Origin of the sequence: Brevibacterium album DSM 18261 (genome assembly GCF_000426445.1) — a bacterium.
In the GTDB taxonomy this organism is placed as follows: domain Bacteria; phylum Actinomycetota; class Actinomycetes; order Actinomycetales; family Brevibacteriaceae; genus Brevibacterium; species Brevibacterium album.
The window spans coordinates 1-21208 of sequence record NZ_AUFJ01000012.1 but is presented as its reverse complement, the minus strand read 5'-3'; the positions used below and the strand labels follow the sequence as shown (position 1 = coordinate 21208).

Sequence of the window (21208 nt, the reverse complement as noted above, 5' to 3'; positions counted from 1 at the left end):
CGAATATTCTGTGACCATGGCCTCCTCCCACAGCTCCGACACCAGCTCCGGCCCTTCTGCCGGCGGTCCTGCCGGCGAGGACCATGTCGACCGGATCCAGGCGGAATGGCGCCGCGAGCGGCCGGATGTGGACCTCGCGCCCCAGGCCGCCATCGCCCGCCTGCACCGTGTCGCGAACACGCTCACGGCGCGTCTGGTCGAGGTCTATCGGCGGCACAGCCTGAGCGAGGGGGAGTTCGACGTGCTCTGCGCGCTGCGGCGGGCCGGGACGCCCTATGCGCGCCAGCCCGCAGAGCTTGCGCGCGCCACCGTCGTCACCACCGGCGGTCTGACCAAGCGGCTCGATGCCCTCGAGCGCAGGGGGCTCGTGGTGCGGGAGGTCTCCGCCGAGGACGGGCGGGCGAAGATCGCCCGCCTCACCCCCGCGGGCCGTGAACTCATCGACGCGGCGTTCACGGCGCACATGGACAACGAGGCGGAACTCATCAGCGCGCTCTCCGCGGGGGACCGTGCGGAGATGGAGCGCATCCTGCGCGCCTGGCAGACTGCACTGGACGGAGAGCTGAGCACAGTGCGCGCCGAGGCGCGGAGCAAAGAGCACGAGGCGCTGGGAGCAGTGCGTGCCGAGGCACGGGACGCCGACGACCCGCCCCGTGGAGAGGACGCATCAGCATGAGCACCTGGACCACCCGAACCGAGACGCCGGACGACATCGCCGCCGTGCGCGCGGTGAACCTCGCCGCCTTCCCCTCCGCGGAGGAGGCGGACCTCGTGGACGCGCTCCGGGCCGACGCCTCGGCGTGGATCGAGGGCCTCTCGACCGTCGCGCTGGACAAGACCGGGGCCGTCGCGGGGCACGCGCTCCTCACCCGCTGCACCGTGGGCGGGGAGCCGGCGCTGGCCCTGGCGCCCTGCGCCGTCCTGCCGGAGCGCCAGCGATCGGGGGCAGGCAGCGCTGCGATCCGCGCGGGACTGGCCGCGGCGGCGGAGCAGGGCGAGAACCTCGTGGTGGTCCTGGGGCATGCGGAGTACTATCCGCGGTTCGGGTTCCGGCCCGCCTCGGGCCTGGGGGTCACGGCGCCGTTCGAGGTCCCGGACGAGGCGTTCATGGCCCTGCTCCTGCACCCGGACCGGCCCGCACCCCGCGGTGCGATCGCCTATCCGCCCGCGTTCGGGGTCTGAGCCGCACAGCCTGTAGACTGGACCCACTTGCGAACCCGGCGACGGGTTCCCTGCGTCGTCAGGACGCCTCGTCTCAGCAACCGTGTCGACTCCCGGTTCATGTTTCCGAAGCCATTTCCTCTCGGCGATCGAGGGCGCCGCCCGGTGCCCCCGCCCCCTGCCGGGAAACGGCTCTCCCGCCGCGCGGCGCTCATTGCGCAACGCTGTGCGAGTCCGTGCTCCGGCACGTTGAAAGGCTCTCCCATAGCACCCTCACAGACTGCACCGACCACGTTCGCAGCCCTCGGCGTCCCCGCCGTCCTCGCAGAGACCCTGCGTGCCGACGGCAAGACCGAGGCCTTCCCCATCCAGCAGGACACCCTGCCCGACACCCTCTCCGGCCGCGATGTGCTGGGCCGGGGGAAGACCGGCTCGGGCAAGACGCTGGCCTTCTCCATCCCCCTCGTCGCGCGGCTGGACGAATCCGCAGAGTCCGGAGCGCGGCAGCCCAGGCGGCCCCGCGCCCTCGTGCTCGCGCCCACCCGCGAGCTCGCCACCCAGATCGCGAACGTCGTCACCCCGCTGGCCGAGGCCTGCGGCATGCGCACCACGACGATCTACGGCGGCGTGAACCAGAAGCGCCAGGAGAACGCGCTCAACGCGGGCGTCGACATCGTCGTCGCCTGCCCCGGCCGGCTCGAGGACCTGCTCCAGCAGGGCCTGCTCACGCTCGACGGCATCGAGGTCACGGTGCTCGACGAGGCTGATCACATGGCCGATCTGGGCTTCCTGCCCGGCGTCACCCGCATCCTGCAGAAGACCCCGGCCGGCGGCCAGCGCATGTTCTTCTCCGCGACGCTGGACAACGGCGTGGACAAGCTGGTGCGCCGCTTCCTCCACAACGAGGTGCTCCACTCCGTGGACGATCCCACGTCCCATGTCGCGGCGATGACCCACCACGTGTTCGAGGTGCGCGACGAGGACAAGAAGGACCTCGTGCACCGGCTCGCCTCCGGCACGGGGCGCCGCATCCTGTTCACGCGCACCAAGCACCAGGCCAAGCGCTTCGCGCGCCAGCTCACGGCGCAGGGCGTCCCGGCCGTGGACCTGCAGGGGAACCTCTCGCAGGCACAGCGCGACCGCAACCTCGCGGCCTTCAGCGGCGGCGACGTGCGCGTGCTGGTCGCGACGGACGTCGCCGCGCGCGGTGTGCACGTGGACGGCGTCGAGCTGGTGGTCCACGTCGACCCGCCCGCCGAGCACAAGGCCTACCTCCACCGCTCCGGGCGCACCGCCCGCGCCGGCAGCTCCGGCGACGTCGTCACCGTCATGCTGCCCGAGCAGCGCAAGGACACGCAGGTGCTGCTCCGGAAGGCCGCCATCAAGGCCTCACCTGTGACGGTGACGGCCGAGTCCGCGGCGGTCGTGGACCTCGTGGGCGATATCGCGCCGTACGTGGAGCCGGCGCCCAAGGAGGAGCCGCAGCAGCAGTCCGGCCGCGGCCAGGCGGGCCGCAGTCAGGCAGGCAGCCGGGGCCAGGGCGGCCAGTCCTCCGGCCGGAGCCGCTCGCGCCGAGGCGGCCGCGGAGGCCGTGGCGGTCAGGTGCAGGGTGACCGGGCTCAGGGCGGACGCGCTCAGGGCGGTCAGGGGAACTCCGGCCGAGGCGCACGCGGCGCCCAGCCCGCCCGCAGCAGCCGCAGCGGTGAGGGCGGTCGTACGGACCAGAGCACCCGCGCAGGTCAGGGCAGCCGGAGCTCCCAGAGCAGCCGCGGCTCTCAGGGCGGCCGCGGCCGCGCGGATGCGCGCGGCACGAGCGCCGAGACCCGCAGGCGCCGCAGCGACCGCGCCGTGAGCGGCTCGCGCACCGTCTACTCGACCAGCAGCTGACGGCGGCGGGGAGCCGCGAGGCTCCCCGCTCAGGGCCCTCGGCTCAGACGGTCTCGCGCAGGACCGTCTTCTGCACCTTGCCGGTGCCGGAGCGCGGGAAGGCGTCGACGACTCTGATCGCCTTGGGCAGCTTGTAGCGGGCGAGCTTCCCGTCGGCGAACGCGCGCAGGTCCTCGAGCGTGGGCGGCTCCTCGTCGGACGCCGGCACGACGATCGCCACGGGGACCTCGCCCCACTGGGGATCCTTGCGGCCGACCACCGCCACCTCGGCGACCTGCGGATGCCAGGCGAGGACGTTCTCCACCTCGGCGCAGTAGATGTTCTCGCCGCCGGAGATGATCATGTCCTTGACCCGGTCCACCACGTAGATGAAGCCCTCCTCGTCCCGGCGCACCAGGTCCCCGGAGTGGAACCAGCCGCCGCGGAAGGCCTCCTCCGTGGCGGCCTCGTCGTTCCAGAAGCGGTCCATGACGCCCGGCCCGCGGTACACGATCTCCCCGACCTCGCCGGGTGCCACGTCGTTCATCTTCGCGTCGACCACCCGGATGGAGTAGGAGCGGTCGGGCCGGCCCACAGAGCCGAGCTTGCGCAGGGAGTCCTCGTGCCCCAGCGAGACCCCGGAGGCGGTCGTCTCCGTCTGGCCGAAGGCGGCCTGGCTGCCGGCCTCGGGGAAGGTCTCGCGCAGCAGGGTGAGCAGCGATTCGGTGGCGGGTGCCGCGCCCCACGACCAGAACCGGAGGTCGACGTCCCGCGGGGACCTCCGCTGCTCATCGGCCATGAGCTGCCACTGCGCGGGGACCATGAAGGTCCGCGAGACGCCGTGGGCGGCCATGACGTCGAGGAGGTGGCCGGCGTCGAAGCCCGTCGAGGGCACGATGACGCACGTGCAGGCGTTCGCGAGCGTGGTCGTCATGACGTTGAATGCGGCGATGTGGAACATCGGCGAGGCCACGAGCACGCTGTCGCGCTCGGGGTGGTACGCCCAGGATGCCGAGGAGCGCATGGTGGTCGAGAGGAAGTTCGAGTAGGTGAGGACGGCGCCCTTGGGGCGGCCGGTCGTCCCCGAGGTGTACATGATGGCCTGGTCGTCCTCGAGCGAGCAGAGGACGGGATCGGGGAAGGCGGCACCGTCCTCCGCCGGTGCCGCGGTCTGCGCGAGCCCCAGGACGGCGACATCGAGGGACTCCGTCGACTCGCGGGTCACCGCCTCGCGCTCCTCGTCGACCACGACGGCCTTCGGATCGCTGTGGCCGAGGATGTAGGCGATCTCCCCGGCCGCGAGCCGGAAGTTCACGGGCACGATGATGGCGCCGAGGTAGTTGGCGGCGTTCGTGATGATCGGGTACTCGACGCAGTTGCCGGCCACGAGAGCCACGCGGTCGCCGCGCTCCACCCCGGCCTGTGCCAAACGTCCTGCTGCCGCCTTCACCCGCTCCAGGAGCTCGCCGTAGGTGAGGCGCTGCGCATCCGGTGCCGGCGAGCCGTCGGCGGTGAGGCGATCGTCCGTGAGCGCCAGGGCGTCGGGCACCTCGTGGGCATGGCGGAAGAGGCCCGCGATGGGCAGATGGGTGCGGGCGAGGCGGAATTCGAGGTCCACGACAACTCCTTCGTTGCATACGTGCAGGACCGGCGCTGCGCGGTGGAGGGGCTCGCGGCACCGGCACCTATCAATCGTTCACTCAGTCGCAGACTAACAGGAGTGCGGCGGAAGGGCGGGGAGCAGCACGAGACGACAGGGTGGCAGGGAGCGGCTGAGCGGCGGGTGCGTCCCGCCGCTCAGCGGCCCGCGCCGCTCAGGCCGCGCGCGCCGGCCTCGGGCTCCCCGTGGGTTCAGCACCCAGCCGGTTCGCGCCGAGGCCGAATTCCGTCCGCGCCGCTCAGCTCACACTCGCCCGAGGCGCGCCGATGCCCGGGTCGATGCGCGGCACCTCGCCCGCGCCCGGCCGGATGTCGATGTCGAAGATGTCGAGCGGGAGGTAGACGGTCGCGCAGGCGTTGGGGATGTCCACCACGCCGGAGAAGCGGCCCTCGACGGGTGCCGCGCCCAGCAGCAGGTAGGCCTGCTCCTTAGACCAGCCGAAGGTCGAGAGGTAGTCGATGGCGTGGAGGCATGCGCGCTGGTAGGCGAGGTGCGAGTCGAGATAGCGCTGTTCGCCGTCGAGGGTGACCGAGGTGCCGGAGAACGAGAGCCACTGGCTGTGCTGGGGCGCGGTGTTGCCCGGCATGAAGATCGCGTTCTCCGTGACGTTGTACTTCTCCATGCCGCCCTTGATGACGTCCACGTGGAAGTCGATGAAGCCGCCCATCTCGATGCCGCCGCAGAAGGTGATCTCGCCGTCGCCCTGGGAGAAGTGGAGGTCGCCCACGGAGAAGTTCGCCCCTTCCACGAACACGGGGTAGAAGACGCGGGTGCCCTTCGTGAGGTTCTTGATGTCCTGATTGCCGCCGTTCTCCCGCGGAGGCGCGGTGCGGGCGGCCTCTCCTGCCACGCGGGCGGCCTCGGCCTCGGGCACGCCTCCGAGAATGGCGCCCTCGGGCTCCGGCGGCAGGGCGAGCGCGGGCACGCGGTGCGGGTCCGTCGCGATGAGAGCGGCCTCGCGCGCGTTCCACTTCTTCAGCAGCTCCGGCGAAGGGGCGGTGCCCATGAGGCCGGGGTGGATCATGCCGGTGAATTCGACGCCGGGCACGTGGCGGGAGGTGGCCCTGTCCCCGCTGAAGTCCCACACGGCCTTGTAGGCGTCCGGGAACTGATCGGTGAGGAAGCTGCCGCCGTTGCGCTTGGCGAAGATGCCGGTGTAGCCCCAGCCCTGGCCGGCCAGCGGGCCCGAGTCTTCCTGCGGGATGGGGCCGACGTCGAGGATGTCCACGACGAGGAGGTCCCCGGGCTGCGCACCCTCGATGCGGAACGGACCGGAGAGGGTGTGGACGGTGTGCAGGGGTGCCGTGGCGATGTCCTCGGCCGAATCGTCGTTCCTGATGTAGCCGTCGAACCATTCGCGGCAGTCCACGCGGAAGGTGTCGCCGGGCTTCACGGTGACCGCCGGCGGGATGTCCGGGTGCCAGCGGTTGTGGCCGAGGATCTGCTGCTCGGTGAAGGGGGCGGAGGAATCGAGGGGAAATACGTTCTGGGGCATCTTCTCTCCTCACATGAGAGGCGGCCCCTCTGCGCGGGACCGCCGGGGTTCCGCGTCAGGGACGCGGAAGCTTCGCGTGGCGCGGATCGCGGGTGGTCGTGGTGGGCCTGCGGCTCCCCGCGCCGGGGACGCTGCTGACGACGCCGGGAGTCTGGGCCGTGGACTCCGTGCGGGCGATGAGCTTCGCCTCGGCGGAGCCGAGCCTGCCCAAGCGGGGCGCGCTCATGAGGCGGCGGGACTCCGCCCCGCACTCCGGGCACGCGAGGGTGCTGTCCGAGCGGCTCATGGGAAGGGTGTGGTCGTGGCGATGCGCGTTCTCGCAGCGGAACTCGTAGATCGGCATGCGGTCCTTCCGTTCTCACACACGGCTGTGCTCTGCGGCACACCCACCTGTCCTCCCAGGATAAGCGTCAGCGCATATATTGCGACCCTGTAGGTTCGGTAGGGGCGGGAGGCGCGGGGATTGCGAGGGGAACCCGGAGGGACGAGAGGTGCGCGAAGCCACTGCACGCAACCTGGGCATGGTAGAACCGCCGCATGACGATTCCGCACGGGCAGGCGAGCGGCGGCACGCTCGGCCACATCAGATCCATCCTCCCCTCGCTCATCCCCAGCGAACAGCGGGTCGCCGCAGAGTTCGTGAACAGCCCGGAATCCGTGCTCGACGCCTCGACGGCGGCGATGGCGGCACGTGCCGGCACCTCTGCGGCGACAGTGAGCCGCACGTGTCAGAACCTGGGGTTCCGGGGCTATCAGCACCTCCGGCTCCTCCTGGCGCGCGAGATGGGATCCCGCTCGTCCGACCAGCGCTCCCAGACGGAGGCGGGCGACCGCGGGACTGTCCGGTCCGCGTTCGACAATGCCGCCCAGGCGCTCGCGGAGGCCTACGGCACCGTCGACTTCGACGCCTTCGACCAGGCCGTCACGGCGCTGTCGGGCGCGCGGCGCCTGCTCATCGCCGGCACCGGCGGCTCCGGCCCCGTCGCCCAGGGACTCGCGGTGCGGTTCCTCGCCTCGGAGCGGGTCTGCGAGGCTCCCGCGGACGCCATGCTCCAGCTGCTCGCCGCCAACGGCCTGCGCCCCGGCGATGCGTGCCTCGTCATCAGCGAGAGCGGGTCGAACGCCCTCACACTGACGATCGCGCGCGGCGCCAGGGACGCCGGCGCCGCCGTGGTGGGCCTGACCGCGTACGCCCGGACCCCGCTCGCCGAGGTCGCGGACATCGCCCTCGTGACCGGCGCCACCTACGGACAGTGGAAGGAGGACCGCGTGGGCAGCAACATCGTCCAGATCGTCCTCCTGGGAGCGCTGCACACCGCAGTCATGGAGCGGGTCCAGGGCAACACCGCCGTCTCCGATCGCATGATCGAGACGGTCGCGGCCATGACGGATGAGCAGTTCGGCGACGCAGGCGGGCTCACCGGCGGCTGAGGGCCGAGCTCCCCTCGGGTTCGCCTCGGCCCATCGTCCTGTTCGCCCCGCCGTCGCTGTGGATTAACGTTTCACCTTCACAATCTTCCGTGTAATGCCATTCCGCGGACTGAGGTGAATCGTGGCAGCCATCTCCATCACGAATCTGACCAGGGCCTTCAAGGGCTCGCTGGCGGTGAGGGGCATCGACCTCGAGATCGCCGACGGCGACTTCTGCGTCCTGCTGGGGCCTTCGGGCTGCGGCAAGACGACTCTCCTGCGGATGATCGCGGGTCTCCTGGAGCCGACCTCCGGCACGATCGAGCTCGACGGGAAGGACATCACCGACCTCGCGTCCAAGAAGCGCGACATCGCGATGGTGTTCCAGAGCTACGCCCTGTACCCGCACCTCACCGTGCACCGGAACCTCGAGTTCCCGCTGAGCCAGGCGCGCAGGGCCGACGGCAGCCGACCGAGCAGGGAGGAGTCGCGAGCCCGCATCCGCGAGGTCGCGGCCTCACTCGAGATCGACCATCTGCTCGAACGCAGGCCCAAGGAGCTCTCCGGCGGTCAGCGCCAGCGCGTGGCCGTGGGCCGGGCACTGGTGCGCGAGCCCAAGGCCTTCCTCATGGACGAGCCGCTGTCCAACCTCGATGCCGCCCTGCGGACGCAGACCCGGCAGGAGCTCACCGGGCTCCACCGGCGGCTCGGCTCCACCTTCGTCTACGTCACGCACGACCAGGTCGAGGCGATGACGATGGCGACCAGGATCGTCGTCCTCAACAACGGCGCGATAGAGCAGGCGGGAACGCCGCTCGAGGTCTACGACACGCCCGCGTCCACGTTCGTGGCCACGTTCATCGGCTCGCCAGCCATGAACCTCCTGCCCGCCCAGATCACGACGGCGGACGGTGCGGTCCGCGCCCACGGCGGCAGCTTCTCCGCGGACCTCTGGCCCGGATCCACGCCGGACGCGGATGTGCTCCTGGGCGCCCGTCCCGAGCACCTGCGCATCCTCGAGCCGGGAGAGGCGGCACCCGCCGTGTCGTTCCCGCTCCAGGTGTCCAATGCGGAGCAGCTGGGCCACGAGACCATCGTCTACGGCCACACCCCCGGCGCAGAGGTCTGCGTCCGCCGCAGCAGGTGTGCAGGCGTCGAACCCGGCGACACGGTGCAGCTGGGGCTCGACCTCCGTCATCTGCACGTCTTCGACCGCGAGACCGGCCGCCGCATGGAGTGGATCCCCGACTCCCCGGACCCGGAGACCGTCGCAGACCCCGCCCCATCGGCCGCGCTGCCGGCTCGGGGCGAGGGCGCCGCGCTGCCGGCCCGCGCCGGGGCCGAGGCGCCCGTCGCCTGATCGCACCCCCTCATCCCCTCCCTCTCCTTCGTCACGTCACCCAGAGGAACCGCGCATGCACATCCCCCTCATCCGCCGCTGCAGTCCCCGCCGCCTTCCCGGCCCCGGCCGTCTCGCCCCCGCAGCCTCCCTCGCCGCCGCCTCGGCGCTCCTGCTCTCCGCCTGCGTCACCGCCGGCGCCGCGGACACCGGGGGCGAGACCTCGGCGAGCGGCACGCTCCCCGAGCTCTCCGGGGACGAGCAGATCGAGATCGTCTTCGAGTCGTACAACCTCAACGGCGGCGGCATGTGGGACGACGCCATCACCGGCCTCATCGAGGAGTTCGAGGCCGAACACCCTCACATCAGCGTCACCGGCCAGGGCGTCGAGGTCGCGAACATCGTGTCGTCCGCCCAGCAGCAACTGCTCGCCGGCTCACCGCCCGATGTGGGCCAGTTCGGCTTCGGGCAGCTGGACTTCGCCCAGTCCGGCCTCCAGGCGGCGAATCTCACCGAGCTCGTGGGCGAGGAGGCGCTCGCAGAGCACTTCGGCGGCGAATACCCCTTCCACGAACGCGCTCGCGTCCTCGCGGACATCGACGGGCGGACGACCGGTATGCCCTATGTCTTCTCGACGCCCGTGCTGTGGATCAACGAGACCGTGTTGGAGGAGGCCGGCATCGATCCGGCCGCGGCCGACTACTCCACCTGGGACTCCGTCGCAGCGCTCGCGGAGCAGGTCTCCGAGGAGACCGGCGAGCCCGCGCTCAACGTCCCCTGCGTCGTCACAGGCGGCAGCTGGTGCATGCAGGGGCTGTTCTTCTCCAACGGCGCGGACGTCATCTCCGAGGACCGCTCGGAGATCGAGTTCGGCTCGCCCGAGGCCGTGGAGACCGTCGAGGTCTTCCAGGACATGTACAAGGCGGGCGTCCTCAGCAATGAGGACGAGATGAGCCAGTACGACACCTTCGGCCGCGGAGGGACCGCGGCATTCCAGCTGACGACCTCGGCGCTCCAGTCCACGTTCATGCAGGGCGCCGAGGCGGGCGGCTGGACGCTGGGCACGGATCACATGCCGCAGTTCGGGGAGCAGGAGACCGCACCCACCAATTCCGGCTCGGCGCTCGTCATCCTCGCCCAGGAGCCCGAGAAGCAGGCGGCCGCCTGGGAGTTCATGCAGTTCATGACCTCACCGCGCGCCTACGAGGTGATCACCACCGAGATCGGCTACCTCCCGCTGAGGTCCACCATGACCGAGGCCGGCGGCCCCCTCCACTCGTGGGTCGAGGAGAACCCGCTCGTCACCCCCAACCTCGAGCAGCTGGACAGGCTCGTTCCCGCGAAGGCGTATCCGGGAGAGCAGTTCCAGGAGGTCGACCGGCTGCTGGACACCGCGATCCAGGACGCCGTCTTCCAGGGCGAGGACGCCGGGACCACGCTGCCCGAGGCCGCCGAGCGCTCCCAGGCGCTCATCGAGGAATGAGATCGGACATGACTGCAGACACCGCTCTCGGCACCCGTCCGCCGCTGCCTGTCGTGGGCACGCACAACTTCCGCGATCTGGGCGGACTGCCGCTCACCGGCGGAGGCACCGTGCGCACCGGCCGCGTGTTCCGCTCCGATGCCCTTCACCTGCTCGACGATGCGGGGCGGGCGCATCTGCGCGCCCTCGGGGTCCGGCGGATCGTCGATCTCCGCCACGACGGGGAGCTCGCGCAGATGCCCAGCGCCCTCGACCGCGCCGAGGTCGAGGTCGTCCACGCGCCCGTGTTCGCCGCCGCTGCGGTCGAGGCCCAGCTGGCGCCCGACGCGACGCTCGATCTCGCGGAAATCTACCGGATGATGATCGAGACCCGCGGCACCCAGCTCGCCCTCGCCGCCGGCCACGTGGTCCTCTCCCCCGGTCCCGTGGTCTTCCACTGCACCGCGGGCAAGGATCGCACCGGCGTCCTCGCCGCCCTCCTCCTCGACGCGGTCGGAGTGCGGAGGGAGGCCGTGGTCGCCGACTACGCGGCCACTGCGGCCAATCTCGCCGGCGCGTGGGCGCAGCAGGCGCTCGCGGGCCGGGACATCGCAGCGGCCGAGGCCGCGGGCGTGGACATCGTGGGGATCGCGACGCAGAGCCCGGCGCCCTCATCGCCTCGCTGCTCGACCGCATCGACGAGGAGTTCGGCGGTGCGGCCGGTTATCTGGAGACGCACGGGTTCGGCCCGGAGGCCCTCGACGCCGCGCGCGGCGCGCTCGTGCACTGATCGCGCCCACTGTCACCATCCTTCACCACAGCAGAACGGGAGTCACCGCCATGTTCGACCAGCACACCCCGCAGCACCCCGAGCCCAGCCACACGATCCTGCACATCTCCGACACGCACTTCGTCGAGGACGATGCGCTCCTCCATGACAAGGTCGATTCGGATGCCAATCTGGCGCGGCTGTTCGACGGGCTGAGGAAGTCCTCCATCGCACCGGACGCTCTCGTCTTCACCGGCGATCTCGCGGACGCGGGTCAGCCCGATGCCTACCGCCGCCTGCGCGCACTCGTGGAGCCGGTGTGCGCCGACTACGGAGCGGAGCTCATCTGGATCATGGGCAACCACGACGCGCGTCCGGAGTTCCGCTCGGGCCTCCTCGACCTCGATCCCACGCAGGAACCGGTGGACCGGGTCTTCGACGTGGCCGGTCTGCGCGTCATCGCGCTGGACTCGACGGTGCCTGGTCGCCACCACGGGGAGCTCACCGACGCGCAGCTCGAGTGGCTGGCCGAGGAGCTCGCCTCCCCCGCGGAGCACGGCACCCTCATCGGTCTGCACCACCCGCCGGTGCCCAGCATGCTGGGCCTGCTCCCCCTCGTCGAGCTCAAGGAGCAGCACCGCCTGGCGGAGGTGATCGAGGGCACCGACGTCCGGGGCGTCCTGGGCGGCCATCTCCACTACAGCACGACCTCGACCTTCGCCGGCGGCATCCCGGTCTCCGTCGCCTCGGCGACCTGCTACACCCAGGACATCCAGGTGAGGCACCCGGCCGCCCGCGGAATGGACGGGGCGCAGGGCTACAACCTCGTGAGCGTCTACCCCGACCGCGTGCTCCACACCGTCGTCCCGATCGGTGCCTATCCGACGGTGTACGAGATGACTCCGGAGATCCTGCAGTCGTTCATGGAGAAGTCAGCGGCGGAGCAGGCTGCGATGGTCGAGACCGCCAACCGCACTGAGGACGCCGAGGCTCTCGCAGGGGCCGGACGCTGATGTTCGTGACCGTGGCGGGGCCCGTGCGCTCCGCCGCCGAGGCGCCCGCCGCCACGCCGGCGGGCGCCTCGGCGGCGAAAGGTGCGGGGAAGACGCGCTCGCGGCTCACGCGCAGGACCGAGGCCGGACTCGCCCACCGCTCGCGGAGGTCTCCGCTGCAGCGGTCGGCGCCCTATCTGTATCTCCTCCCCGCCCTCTCGATGCTGGTGATGTGGACGTACTGGCCGCTGGCGCAGACCTTCGAGCTCTCCGTGTACGACTGGAACATGCTGCCCACCTCGCCGCGGGAGTTCGTGGGCCTGGACAACTTCAGGGACGTCGTCACGCTGCCGGAGATGCAGCGGGCGGTGTGGAACACGGTGGTGTACACGGCGGCGTTCGCGGTGTTCTCGCTCGTGCTGCCGGTGCTGATCGCGCTGCTGTCGCAGCAGGTGCGGGGACGATGGAAGACCTTCTACCAGGCGCTGATCTTCGTGCCGTTCCTCTTCACCCCCGTTGCGACGGCGGCGGTGTGGCGCTGGCTGTTCGCACCCACCGGAGGGGCCGTCCCGGAGGTCGCGAGCCTGGCCGGGATCGAGCTGGGCAACGTCTTCCGCGACCCGGACCTCGCGATCTGGGCGATCATCGCGATGGTGGGCTGGCAGATGCTCGGCTTCGGGGTGCTCGTGGTGTCCGCGGGGATCGCAGGGATCAGCCCGGAGTACGGACAGGCGGCAGGGCTAGACGGCGCCGGCGCGCTGACGGTGGTCCGGCGGATCACGTTGCCGCTGCTCTCGCCCACTCTCGTGTTCCTGGGCCTGATGACGGTGCTGCTGGCCGCGCAGTGGACGTATCCCCTCATCGACGTCCTCACGCAGGGCGGGCCGTCGAACAGCACGACGAACATCTACTACCTGCTCTATCAGTTCGGCTTCCAGAACTTCGATGCCGGGCTGTCCTCGGCGGCGGGGGTGCTGTTCTTCCTCGCGTTCGGTGCGATCGCCGTGCTCTATCTGCGTCTGACCGAGCGCTTCAGCTTCTACGACGACTGAGGTTCCAGGACGGCTACGTCCACGAGAATTCCCGCCGCACACGAGCCCGGAGCGCAGCGCGCTGCGCTCCGGGCCGCCACGAAAGGAACAGCCATGGCGTTCGTCATCGATGCCTCCGTCCCGTCCGATTCCCGGGCCACCGCGCGCACCCATTCGCGGCCGTCCGTGCTGGGTCCGTGCTCCTCCGAGGACCCGGCCGAGGCCTCGGGCGCGGGCTCTGCCGGATCGGGAGGAGGCACACCCCGCCGCAGACGGGCCGACTCGGATCTGCCGGTGGGGGCGCGGCGCTCCGGTGGGATCGCGCTAGGCCATGTGGTGCTCACGGTCGCGGCGGTGTGCTCGGTCTTCCCGGTCTACTGGCTGTTCGCCACGGCGTTCCGCCGGCCGGAGGACCAGCTGTCGCAGAGTCCCTTCCCGTGGCCGCTGAGCGTGCAGAACTTCATCGACGTGACGGAGCAGATCCCGATCCTCGCGATGATGTGGAACACCCTGGTGATGGCGTTCCTGCTCACGGTGTTCCAGCTGCTGACGTCGATCGTCGCGAGCTATGCGTTCGCGCGGTTCGACTTCCCCGGGAAGTCAGTGGCGTCGTTCCTGTTCGTGGGCTCGTGGCTGGTGCCGTTCCAGATCACGATGATCCCCAACTACCTCATGGTCTCGCAGCTGGGTCTGCTCAACACGGTGGCGGGAGTGGTGGTGCCCAATCTCGTGTCCGCGTTCGGGGTGTTGCTCCTGCTGCAGCACATGCGGGCGTTCCCGTCCGAGCTGCTGGACGCGGCGCAGATCGACGGCCGGAACTCCTGGCAGGCGCTGTGGAGCGTGGTGGTCCCGAACATGAAGCCGGCGCTCTCGGCGCTGTCGATCATGCTGTTCATCTCAGCGTGGAACGACTACCTGTGGCCGTCGCTGATCCTCAGGCAGTCGGATGCGCTCATCCAGGTGGGCATCCGATCGTTCCTCACGGCCGAGGGGAACAACTGGGGCGCGGTGATGGCGGCCGCCGGTATGGCGTGTCTGCCGGTGTTCCTGCTGTACATCTTCCTGCAGAAGCACGTGGTGGCGGCGTTCGTGCGGTCGGGGATGAAATGAGGGCCGGGGGCGGTGTGGGGCTCGCGTGAGGACGCGGCGGGTGTGGGGGCGGGGCTCGCCTGCGGGCGGGGCGGGTGTGAGAGGCGGGCGTTAGGGTGTGCGGTGTGAGCAATGCGTCCGGTTCCGGTCCTGTGCCGCCTCCGCATCGGAGGGGGCCTGCGCCTCATCCGCAAATGCCGCCACGACCCGGCCACGGAGCGCCCTTCCCCAGACCGGACACGGGGGCGAAGTACTGGCTCATGTACCTCATCCTGTGCGTGCCCGTTCCCGTGCTCAGCTGGGCGGCCGTCGTCATCGTCGAGTTCTCGCTCCGCGGCTCGGCCAGACGTATCGGCGGCCCCGCCGAGGCCAACAGCAGGCATGCGCTCAACTGGCTGCTGACGTGGGGGCTCATCTGTGTGGTCACCATCGCGCTGCATTTCGGGCTTCTGTTCGCGCTGACCGGGGACGGCGGCGTCATCCGTGCGGAGGATCCGCTGGTCTGGGTGCCCATCACCTCGGGGATTCTGCTCGGTGTGGGCGTGATCGGGGGAGGGATCACCACGCTGGTCTTCATGATCCTCGGGGCAGTGAGGGCTGCGAGCGGACGCGTCTTCCACCCGCGCATCGCGATCCCGTTCCTCTGAGCGCGCCGGCCGAGGTAAGCGCGCTGTCGCAGGAGCGACACACGCAGGAACACCGGGGCTCAGGCACTTCCTTGGTGAGAGGACCGCCCCGCCGTATGCGCTGATGCTCTGGCGCAGCGCATTCCGGCCACGCTGCGAGCGCTGTGGTGGAGGCCGGGACGATGTGGCGGCGCCTCAGCCGCGAGGGCTGAGCGCGCTCACCTCGGCATGTCGACGAAGCGGGACTTGGCGCCCTGGAAGGCGACGGGGATGTCGCCGGTGGGGCCGGCGCGGTGCTTGGCGACGATGATGTCGGCCTCGCCGGCGCGCGGATGCTCCTTGTCGTACATGTCCTCGCGGTGGATGAGGAGGACCATGTCCGCGTCCTGCTCGATGGAGCCGGACTCGCGGAGGTCGGAGATCATGGGGCGCTTGTCCGTGCGCTGCTCGGAGGAGCGGTTGAGCTGCGAGAGGGCGATGACGGGCACCTCGAGCTCCTTGGCCAGGAGCTTGAGGGAGCGCGAGAACTCGGAGACCTCCTGCTGGCGGGACTCGACGCGCTTGCCCGAGGACATGAGCTGGAGGTAGTCGACGACCACCATCTGCAGGTTGTGCTGCTGCTTGAGGCGGCGGCACTTCGCGCGGATCTCGGTGAGCGCCATGTTGGGCGAGTCGTCGAGGAACAGCGGGGCCTCGTGGATGCGGCCCATCGTGGAGGCCACGGTGGTCCAGTCCGGGGAGGAGAGCTCGCCTCGGCGGAGGCTCTGGAGGGGGATGCCGGTCTCGGCGCTGAGCAGGCGCATGGCGAGTTCGTCCGCGCTCATCTCGAGGGAGAAGAAGACGGTGGCGCGGTTGCTCTGGATGGCGGCGGAGCGGACGAAGTCGAGCGCGAGCGTGGACTTGCCCATGCCGGGGCGGGCAGCGATGACGATCATCTGGCCGGGGTGAAGGCCGTTGGTGAGGTAGTCGAACTCGGCGAAGCCGGTGGGGATGCCGGCGGGGCCGTCGGCCTGATCGCTGAGCTTCTCGATATTGTCCACCACGCGGTCGACGACGACGGAGAGCTGCTCGTAGTCCTCGGTGGTGCGGCGCTCGGTGACCTGGAAGATCTCGGCCTGGGCGGTGTTGACGATCTCCTCAGCATCGCCCTCCGCGTCGAAGCCCATCTGCACGATGCGGGTGCCGGCCTCGACGAGCTTCCGCAGGAGGGCGGTCTCCGCGACGATGCGGGCGTAGAAGCCGGCGTTGGCGGCAGTGGGCACGGAGGCGATGAGGGTGTGGAGATAGGGCGCACCGCCCACCCGGGCCAGGTCACCGGACTTCTGCAGCGCCGCCGAGGCCGTCACCGCATCCGCGGGCTCGCCCTTGGAGTAGAGGTCGAGGATGGCGGAGTAGATGGTCTCATGGGCGGGCTTGTAGAAGTCCTCGGGCTTGAGGGTCTCCACGACGTCCGCGATGGCGTCCTTGGACAGCAGCATCCCGCCCAGCACGCTCTGCTCGGCCTCAACGTCCTGCGGCGGCGTCCGCAGACCCGCATCGGACTTCTGCCACTGACCTGACTCGCTCAACCGGTGGTCCCTCCCTTGTGCACGCAGGTGTCGTCCTGTCGAGAGGTCTCTCGTGAGGTCTGTCCGGACTCACCCACTCGCTCTCGACGCGGCTCTCAGGGTATCGCGTGGGGCGGACGTGAGAGGCACTGGCGAGAGGGGTGGGGGGAGAGCACGAGTGGTGTGTGTGACATCAGGATGCGTCAACCAGTTCTCGTTACCGCAGATGAGATTCATGCTTGCTGTCTGAGGATGACGGTGGGAACCCGCCGCACGACACAGCCGGAACCATGTCGCGCTACACCACATCGGTCAGGCTCACAGGATCTGAACCTACGACCCCTTGGAGGATCCGGCCGATTGCCGGTCTCCGTCGATCGTCTCGGGAACTCGCGGATTCCCTTGTGTTTACAGGGAACCGGGCGGTTCATTTGGTACGAGAGTAGGGGCTGACGGCGGATCTTGGTGAGTAACCTATGTGGGTCTCTAATGAGCCTGTAAGGCGAGGCCAAATCCCTACTTCCCTTACTGCATTAGCTGAGCACGAGTGCGTTCATCTCACCTGCATGTGCCTCAATACGAGCAGTCGCTGCACCACGGCCGGGACCACAAACGAAGGAGCTCCAGCAACCCAGATATTGACAACTTGCCAAGCCGTGAAGTCAGCATTCCGTAGAACTTCGCGCTCCGCGGTGCCCATGAAGCGGTTCCGCTGATGACCTACATATCCACCGTCTGGCGTGTCACTGCGAAGCCTCGTCGAGTACGTTCGCTACCGCACGAAGTTTCTTCGCAGCCACACCAAGTGACGAGGGCAGAGTGTAACCCTTCTGCCGCCCGCCTTCGACAGCAGAGACCTGCGGCAGAGCGAGAAACTCGAGGATCACCGACACGTCGCCATCAGTCACACTCTGTCCTCCACGCCGGAGGAGGCGTGCGATGTCACGCGCGGAGACAGGTTCATCTTCTTCCTGCACGAGCTCACCCACGACGCTGGCAATGAGCTCGAGATACGCCATATTCGACTCTTGACGAGCAACCGCGTCGGCGTGACCGTCCACAGTAAGTAAATCACGGATGTCAATGGCCGAGAACGGATAAGTCTGATGACTTTGAATAAGTCTACCCAGCTCGTCAGCAGTAAGTAATACAACTCCATTTGAGGCCGCCCACTCACGAATACGGCCAGTGCCGTCATATGTCGGCGCCACCACCGCTATTAGGTCTGCTTTTGCCTTGTGGGCGTGCTCCTTGAGTGCCTCGAAATTTACAGATCGCTCATTCAGCTGCCCTGAAGCTGCCTTCGCATCCACGATCGCTCGCCCTACGAGCTGAAGGTTCGACCAGATTGTCACCAGAACATCCGTTCGCCCCCGCCCGCCGAGATGTTCTGCTGACACGTCGAGCAATTCGAATGCACTGGCGCACGCCGCCTCGAAACGCGCCGGGTTCGAGGCGTCGCGAGAGGCAGCGACTAGCTCTTGGACTACAGCATCAACGGAACCTGTCTGTTGTTTTTCCGTCGAAGCATGATTGGCCCCGCTGGACGCCGAACCACCAAACATGGACATAGGCAACTCGTCGGCGAGAGCACGCCCGAGGTCGGTGCGCACATAGCGGGTTGGCCCAACGCGCGCGACAGCTCCTGCTTCGTTAAACAGCCTGAAAATCGAAGTGGTGCGGCTCTGATTCGGCGAGTTCTCGACCCCTTGATAGAGGTCGCGATGTATCTCGCCGACCGTACGCGGTTCGTCGTCGATTACGGATAGCGATTCACCAAGCCCCAAGAAACGACAGTGCAGAAGCCGAACGAGATTGAGTGGGGACCCAGAAGCCAACCATTCAGTTCCTAGCGGCGTCACACGGATTTCAAGCTTGCTAACATACTCAAACAAGCCCAAGCGGCCCACACCGTCAATAAACATCTTTGCGGAACTGTCTGAAATCTCGAGTTCCCTAGCGACAGTAGCGATGACATCATTCTTATTCCGAGGTTTATCGATCACGACAAGTAAGGTAGATACGGCTTCGACCGGGCTTTTCGGAAGATAATCCCATGACAACACTCTGCGCTCATGGGATAGGCTCATCATGGCCGCAGAAAGAAGGGGTGGGGCTTCAATAAATTCGACATCGCTCACCATATTCGGGGCATGGGAAAGCACCTCAATTTCCTTCAACCAGGCGACGCCCAACTTCGTAGCGAAATACGTGCGATGCGCACCCTCCTCGACCAGAGCAAATGACCTCAGCCAAGCAAGTCGACGGCGGACTTGATCGAGTGACGTCCACCCAGCATAGAATTCGTCAGCAGCGTACGCGCGAAGCGCCTCCGCTCCAGCAGCTCCCCTTGCAAGAAAATCAACCACTTCCCCGAAGAATGTATACTTCTCGTGAAAAACATTCGCGAGTTTCTCTCTAGATGCATCGCGAAGCCACGAACTCCCACTTTCGGTGAGCACAAGACGTTCACCCTCGCGTTTAGTGAATTTCAGTGTCCCGATTTGCTTCTGTAATTTATCCGCGTCTCCAGGATTCTGGATCAGGTCAACGTCCGTACCATCACGCACTTGAGTGAGTAGATTAAGTAAAGTTGGAAACTGCGCTTGAGATCCACCTGGGAGGGCCGGAATTGACGTTGCGAGGGTGCTCCAGACGCGGGCGCGATTACTGAACGGCATGTCTGTATGTTACTGGATGAGGGTCCAGACAGGTCCCGCACCCAGCGTTCGATCTAGCTGCATGAGGACGTGAGGTTGTCGATAGGTTCGCGGACCTGAGTTGCGCCACTTTAGTGCACACCCTCCCCAGGGAGGTTCTGTAGCATCTCGGTGGCTTCGTCGGGAATGACTGGATGGATCGTGTGCCGCTGCTCGCCGGTACGCAACACCACCGATCGCAGAGGCGCCAGCCTCGTCCGGAACTTCTTGATGCTCACTCCCGTCCGCGCCTGAACCACGCGGGATACCGCCAGGGCAGCGAACACGATCGCCAGGTGCGCCTCGATCGAGTCCCGCGTGCGGTGAAAGATCGGACGCGCTTTCAGATCTAACTTCGATATTAGAAATGACTGCTCTACCGTCCACAGATCGTGATAAGCCGCCACGACCGCGTGACCACTCATCAGCGACAGCGGAATGTTCGTGACGTAGCCCTTGATCCCCGTCAACTGCCGGGCTCGCTCGACCAGCGCCCAGTCCACCGAGGGCTGCTTGCCTTTCAGCGACACGAACCGGTCCTTCTTCATCGGCCGCTGCCCCGAGGCGGTTTTCTCGGCCTTCTCGATCATCTTGTTGATGTTCCGGTCATCCCGCTTCGCCCGCGTGAACGAGTACTGATACACGATCCTGCGGGACCGGGCTTGCGCGCCGGTGCCCATCACACGGGTCGACTCAGCGATCTCGCCGTCTTCGAAGTAGGTGCCCTTCTTCTCGAACCGGTCCGCTAGGTCATACGGCGCTTTCGTGATGCGGGACCCGACGATGAACCTCTGCCCTGCGTCTTCCAACGCCAGCAGATTCGCAGCTGAGAGCATCCCGACATCAGCGACGATGACGAGGTCATCAATGCTGTGTCGCTCCATGAACGCGGTCACCACTGGGACCAGAGTCTTCGTTTCAGCTTTGTTGCCCTCGAAGCACTGGATTTCCAGCGGGGACCCCGACCGGTCGACCAGCAGGCCCATGGTGACCTGGGGGTCGACTTTCCGTTCCTTGCTCATCCCGGCTTTCCGCAGCCCGTCCTCGTCATCTGCTTCGAAGTACAAGGTCGTCACGTCGTAGAGCACGAGCGCGAGTCCGCCGGTGGCTGCTGCGTAGTCGAAACAGGCCTGGGACACCAGGTCACGGACGCCGTTGGCCTCGATGCGTTGAAGGGTACGGGTGATCGTGCGCAGACTCGGCGCAGTGATACCAAGGTCTTCCATCACGCGGATCGCTTCCGTCTTCGATGTCGGTTCGACGATCCGGGCAAGGACGAGGTTCTTAAAGTGCTCATCACCAACAGCGTCGAACCCCAGGTACGTGTAGACGCGTTCGAAGGCTTGCCACAGCACGAGCGATTACGTCGACTCGACGACCGTTCCGTGTTCTGGCCGTCCCGGACCAGGGGGCTGATGCAATAGGGGGTGACAACTGATCTGGCTCGCCAGTGGCGGGCCTGGAAGGATAGTCACATGCCCAAGCCCTACCCCAAAGAGTTCCGCGATGACGTGATCAACGTCGCTCGCAACCGGGACTCCCACACCACACTGGCCCAGGTCGCGAAGGACTTCGGCCTGCACGACCATCCGCAAATGGCTGCGCCAAGCCGATCTCGATGCCGGCAATCCCACCGACCGGACCCCGGGACCGAGCACGGATGAGAAGACCGAGCTGCGTGAACTCCGCCGCCGCAACCGCGTCCTGGAACAGGAACTGGAAGTGATGCGCCGGGCCGCTGCCTACTTCGGACAGGCTCAGATCCAGTCAAAATGACGTACCCGCTCGTGGCCGATCTCGCCGCCGCGGGTATCCCCGTGACGGTGACGTGCAGGGTTCTCAAGATCGCTCGCCAGCCCTACTACAGGTGGCTGGCCCACCCCATCACTGATTCCGAGGTGCAAGAGGCGTATCGGATCAACGCGCTTATCGACGCGCATGCCGAGGATCCGGAATTCGGGTACCGCTATCTGGCCGATGAGGCCGCTGAGGCGGGCTTCCCGATGGCTGTCAGAACGGCGTGGCGGTTGTGCCAGGCCCAGGGTGTGGGTTCCTCGATCAG

The 21208-nt window shown here is 67.9% G+C and carries 17 protein-coding genes and 2 pseudogenes; 13 read left to right on the top strand and 6 right to left on the bottom strand.

The features are described from left to right. Positions 1-16 precede the first annotated feature (16 nt). From K318_RS20595 to K318_RS0109130, 3 genes are all read left to right on the top strand, one after another. Positions 17-676 carry a MarR family transcriptional regulator gene (locus K318_RS20595; RefSeq protein ID WP_084499920.1) on the top strand — a complete coding sequence of 220 codons (660 nt, stop codon included), beginning with the start codon at positions 17-19 and terminating at the stop codon, positions 674-676. After that, positions 673-1182 carry a GNAT family N-acetyltransferase gene (locus K318_RS0109135; protein WP_029089273.1) on the top strand — a complete coding sequence of 170 codons (510 nt, stop codon included), beginning with the start codon at positions 673-675 and terminating at the stop codon, positions 1180-1182. The genes K318_RS20595 and K318_RS0109135 overlap by 4 nt, the downstream gene beginning before the upstream one ends. A 228-nt stretch (positions 1183-1410) precedes the next feature. Beyond that, on the top strand, positions 1411-3048 hold the full coding sequence (locus K318_RS0109130; protein ID WP_029089272.1) for a DEAD/DEAH box helicase: 1638 nt from the start codon (positions 1411-1413) through the stop codon (positions 3046-3048). A gap of 43 nt (positions 3049-3091) precedes the next feature. Here K318_RS0109130 and K318_RS20590 read toward each other — a convergent pair whose 3' ends face one another. From K318_RS20590 to K318_RS0109115, 3 genes are all read right to left on the bottom strand, one after another. Continuing rightward, positions 3092-4645, bottom strand: a complete 1554-nt coding sequence (locus tag K318_RS20590) for an AMP-binding protein (protein ID WP_156913880.1) — start codon at positions 4643-4645, stop codon at positions 3092-3094. A gap of 280 nt (positions 4646-4925) precedes the next feature. Continuing rightward, positions 4926-6182 carry a formamidase gene (fmdA, locus tag K318_RS0109120; RefSeq protein ID WP_029089271.1) on the bottom strand — a complete coding sequence of 419 codons (1257 nt, stop codon included), beginning with the start codon at positions 6180-6182 and terminating at the stop codon, positions 4926-4928. Between the two features lie 55 nt (positions 6183-6237). Then, a complete protein-coding gene (locus K318_RS0109115) occupies positions 6238-6525 on the bottom strand; it encodes an FmdB family zinc ribbon protein (RefSeq protein ID WP_029089270.1) in 288 nt (95 codons plus the stop codon). Between the two features lie 194 nt (positions 6526-6719). On the opposite strand from K318_RS0109115, the gene K318_RS20585 reads away from it, so the two are divergent. From K318_RS20585 to K318_RS0109075, 8 genes are all read left to right on the top strand, one after another. Beyond that, complete coding sequence (locus K318_RS20585) at positions 6720-7613, top strand: MurR/RpiR family transcriptional regulator (protein ID WP_051297765.1); 894 nt, start codon at positions 6720-6722, stop codon at positions 7611-7613. 121 nt (positions 7614-7734) lie between these two features. Next, a complete protein-coding gene (locus K318_RS20580; RefSeq protein ID WP_084499918.1) occupies positions 7735-8952 on the top strand; it encodes an ABC transporter ATP-binding protein in 1218 nt (405 codons plus the stop codon). 55 nt (positions 8953-9007) lie between these two features. After that, a complete protein-coding gene (locus K318_RS20575) occupies positions 9008-10414 on the top strand; it encodes an extracellular solute-binding protein (protein ID WP_084499916.1) in 1407 nt (468 codons plus the stop codon). Positions 10415-10422: 8 nt separating this feature from the next. Then, positions 10423-11331, top strand: coding sequence for a tyrosine-protein phosphatase (locus K318_RS23660; RefSeq protein ID WP_051297764.1), 909 nt, complete (start codon positions 10423-10425; stop codon positions 11329-11331). Continuing rightward, positions 11234-12175, top strand: a complete 942-nt coding sequence (locus tag K318_RS20565; RefSeq protein WP_051297763.1) for a phosphodiesterase — start codon at positions 11234-11236, stop codon at positions 12173-12175. The genes K318_RS23660 and K318_RS20565 overlap by 98 nt, the downstream gene beginning before the upstream one ends. Then, entirely contained in the window at positions 12175-13206 is a 1032-nt protein-coding gene (locus tag K318_RS0109085; RefSeq protein ID WP_084499914.1) for a carbohydrate ABC transporter permease, read from the top strand. Before K318_RS20565 ends, K318_RS0109085 begins: the two co-directional genes overlap by 1 nt. 93 nt (positions 13207-13299) lie before the next feature. Then, positions 13300-14295 carry a carbohydrate ABC transporter permease gene (locus K318_RS0109080; RefSeq protein ID WP_029089268.1) on the top strand — a complete coding sequence of 332 codons (996 nt, stop codon included), beginning with the start codon at positions 13300-13302 and terminating at the stop codon, positions 14293-14295. Between the two features lie 173 nt (positions 14296-14468). Beyond that, positions 14469-14921 carry a DUF4870 domain-containing protein gene (locus K318_RS0109075; RefSeq protein ID WP_156913878.1) on the top strand — a complete coding sequence of 151 codons (453 nt, stop codon included), beginning with the start codon at positions 14469-14471 and terminating at the stop codon, positions 14919-14921. A 197-nt stretch (positions 14922-15118) separates the two neighbouring features. Here K318_RS0109075 and dnaB read toward each other — a convergent pair whose 3' ends face one another. From dnaB to K318_RS20560, 3 genes and pseudogenes are all read right to left on the bottom strand, one after another. Further along, positions 15119-16468 carry a replicative DNA helicase gene (gene dnaB, locus K318_RS0109070; protein ID WP_029089266.1) on the bottom strand — a complete coding sequence of 450 codons (1350 nt, stop codon included), beginning with the start codon at positions 16466-16468 and terminating at the stop codon, positions 15119-15121. Between the two features lie 722 nt (positions 16469-17190). Further along, on the bottom strand, positions 17191-19128 hold the full coding sequence (locus K318_RS24665) for a restriction endonuclease (protein WP_156913876.1): 1938 nt from the start codon (positions 19126-19128) through the stop codon (positions 17191-17193). A 110-nt stretch (positions 19129-19238) separates the two neighbouring features. After that, positions 19239-20507 (bottom strand): annotated as a pseudogene (locus K318_RS20560) (IS1634 family transposase); the annotation flags it as partial. Between the two features lie 114 nt (positions 20508-20621). Between K318_RS20560 and K318_RS24660 the strand changes: the two are divergent. Both K318_RS24660 and K318_RS24655 read left to right on the top strand, forming a co-directional pair. Continuing rightward, positions 20622-20810, top strand: a complete 189-nt coding sequence (locus K318_RS24660; protein WP_156913841.1) for a hypothetical protein — start codon at positions 20622-20624, stop codon at positions 20808-20810. A gap of 108 nt (positions 20811-20918) precedes the next feature. Then, positions 20919-21208: pseudogene (locus K318_RS24655) on the top strand (IS3 family transposase); the annotation flags it as partial.